We start from the raw sequence: 2,718 nt of genomic DNA, 5'->3' as shown, positions 1-2,718 counted from the left end.
CGGCGGTGTGCTCGCGGAAGAGGCCCGCCGGGTCCACGTGGACCACCCTCATCTGCGCGGGGACCAGCTCATCGGGCACACCCGCCGAGCGGGCGCGGGCCAGCACTTTCTGCCCGAGGGCGAGGGCCGGCATGTCCCACGGGATGCCGTCGACCACCCCGCGCGGGGGGCGACCGGTACGTTCGGCGGCCTTGGCCTCCTGCCAGAGCCGGTCCTGCTCTGCGGCGTCGAGGCCGGCAGCGCCATCAGCGGTGAACCAGTAGGGCGCACGCCGGCGCAGCTTGTCCAGAAGGGCGCCGGCCACGTCGTGGATGTCGAACGCCCCCTCGGCCCGCTCCTCGCCGATCGCGGCGTGGAACAGCACCTGCAGGAGAAGATCGCCGAGCTCGGAGACCAACTCATCGCGGTCTCCGTCGGCCACGGCGTCGACCAGCTCCCACGACTCCTCCAGCAGGTACGGCAGTAGCGAGGCGTGGGTCTGGGCGGCTTCCCACTCGCCGTCGCGCCGGATGCGGGCCATCACCTCGACGGCCTCGGCGAGCCGATCCCCCGCGCCCGCGCCCGCGCTCAAGCTCGAGCCCGTCGAAAAGAGCGTTTCGGACACATCGGCCGAGTGGATCTGTGCGGAACGCTCTTTTCGATGGGGGTCGGAGCCGGAACCGGACTCGGGACTCACACCGACACCAACTCCGGCTGGATCACCGGGTGCGAGCCCTCGGGATCCCCGGCCATGGCGGTGAGGAAGTCGGCGGCGTACTGCAGCATCTCGTCGTCGCGCGCCTTCTCCGCGCCCGCACCGGCACGCGCGCCTGCCGCCTTGGGCAGCGGGAGCAGCACGGTCTTCTGCGTGGCCCGGTACTGCGCGGCCGGGTACATGCGCTTGAGCCGGATCTGCTGGGAGTCGAGCAGATCGAGCGGGCCCACGCGCAGGCGGGAGCCGGCCAGCACGATCTCGCGCACCTTGTACTTCTGGCACACGAGCCGCAGTCGCGACACGGACACCACGCGCCGGGCCTCGGCGGGCATGGGTCCGTAGCGGTCCACCAGTTCCTCGACCACCGCGTCGATGTCCTCGGGCGCCCGCGCCTGGGACAGTTTGCGGTACGCCTCGAGCCGTAGCCGGTCGCCGTCGACGTACTCGACCGGGATGTAGGCGTCGACCGGCAGCTCGATGCGGATCTCGCCCACCTCCTCCTCGACCTCCACGGTCTCGCCGTCGGCGATCGCGCGGTAGGCCTCCACGGCCTCGCCCACCAGACGGATGTAGAGGTCAAAGCCGACGCCGGCGATGTGGCCGGACTGCTCGGCGCCCAGGACGTTGCCGGCGCCGCGCAGCTCGAGGTCCTTCATGGCCACGGCCATGCCCGCGCCCAGGTCGTTGTTCTGGGCGATGGTGGCCAGCCGGTCGTACGCGGTCTCGGTGAGCGGCTTCTCCGGGTCGTAGAGGAAGTAGGCGTAGCCGCGCTCGCGGGACCGGCCCACGCGCCCGCGCAGCTGGTGCATCTGCGACAGACCCAGCTGGTCGGAGCGGTCCACGATCAGGGTGTTGGCGTTGGAGATGTCCAGGCCGGTCTCGACGATGGTCGTACACACCAGCACGTCGTAGTCGCGGTTCCAGAACCCGCCGACGGTCTGCTCGAGCTGCTCCTCCCCCATCTGCCCGTGGGCCACCACCACGCGCGCCTCGGGCACCAGGTCGCGGATCTTCGCCGCGGTGGCGTCGATGGTCCGCACCCGGTTGTGCACGTAGAACACCTGCCCCTCGCGCAGCAGCTCGCGGCGGATGGCGGCGGCGACGTGCTTGTCCGAGTGCGCGCCGACGTATGTGAGCACGGGCAGCCGCTCCTCGGGCGGAGTGAGGATCTGGCTCATTTCGCGGATCCCGGCCAGCGACATCTCCAGCGTCCTCGGGATGGGCGTCGCGGACATGGTCAGCACGTCCACGTGGGTGCGCAGCGAGGTGATGTGCTCCTTGTGCTCCACACCGAAGCGCTGCTCCTCGTCCACCACCACCAGCCCGAGGTTCTTCCAGTGCACCGCGGTGGCCAGCAACCGGTGGGTGCCGATCACCACGTCCACCGTGCCGTCGGCCAGCCCCTTGAGTACCTCCTTGGCCTCGGCGTCGGAGGTGAACCGGCTGAGCCCCTTGACGGTCACGGGGAACCCGGTCATGCGCTCGACGAAGGTCGCCTGGTGCTGCTGCGCGAGCAGCGTGGTGGGCACCAGTACCGCGACCTGGGTGCCGTCCTGCACGGCCTTGAACGCCGCCCGCACGGCCACCTCGGTCTTGCCGTAGCCCACGTCGCCCACCACCACGCGGTCCATGGGGGCGGTCTTCTCCATGTCCCCCTTGACCTCCTCGATCGCCGTGAGCTGGTCGACGGTCTCGGTGAACGGGAACGCGTCCTCCATCTCCCGCTGCCAGGGGGTGTCGGGGCCGAACGCGCGGCCCGGGGCGGACTGCCGCTTGGCGTAGAGCTGCACCAGCTCGGTGGCGATCTCCCGAACCGCCTTGCGGGCCTTGCGCTTGGTGTTCTGCCAGTCGGCGCCGCCCATCTTGCTCAGCGTCGGGGCCTCCCCGCCTACGTAGCGGCTCAGCTGTCCGAGGGACTCCATGGGCACGAACAGGCGGTCGCCGGCGCCCCCGCGTTTGCCGGGGGCGTACTCGATCACCACGTATTCGCGGCGGCTCGAACCGTCCCCGCCGCGCACCTGCCG

The 2,718-nt window shown here is 70.8% G+C and carries 2 protein-coding genes; both read right to left on the bottom strand.

The window, feature by feature from the left end; genetic code table 11:
* Positions 1-604 (bottom strand): MazG nucleotide pyrophosphohydrolase domain-containing protein (locus G6018_RS00310; RefSeq protein ID WP_347237752.1); only part of this gene is annotated, 604 nt, incomplete at its 3' end.
* Positions 605-672: 68 nt separating this feature from the next.
* Positions 673-2,718: transcription-repair coupling factor (gene mfd / locus G6018_RS00305; RefSeq protein ID WP_182638425.1), on the bottom strand; the 2,046-nt coding region annotated here is incomplete at its 5' end.

This window comes from Dietzia sp. DQ11-44, assembly GCF_014145205.1.
GTDB classification, from domain to species: Bacteria; Actinomycetota; Actinomycetes; order Mycobacteriales; family Mycobacteriaceae; genus Dietzia; species Dietzia natronolimnaea.
The sequence above is the reverse complement of the archived record's forward strand: the minus strand, read 5'-3'. Positions and strand labels throughout refer to the sequence as shown.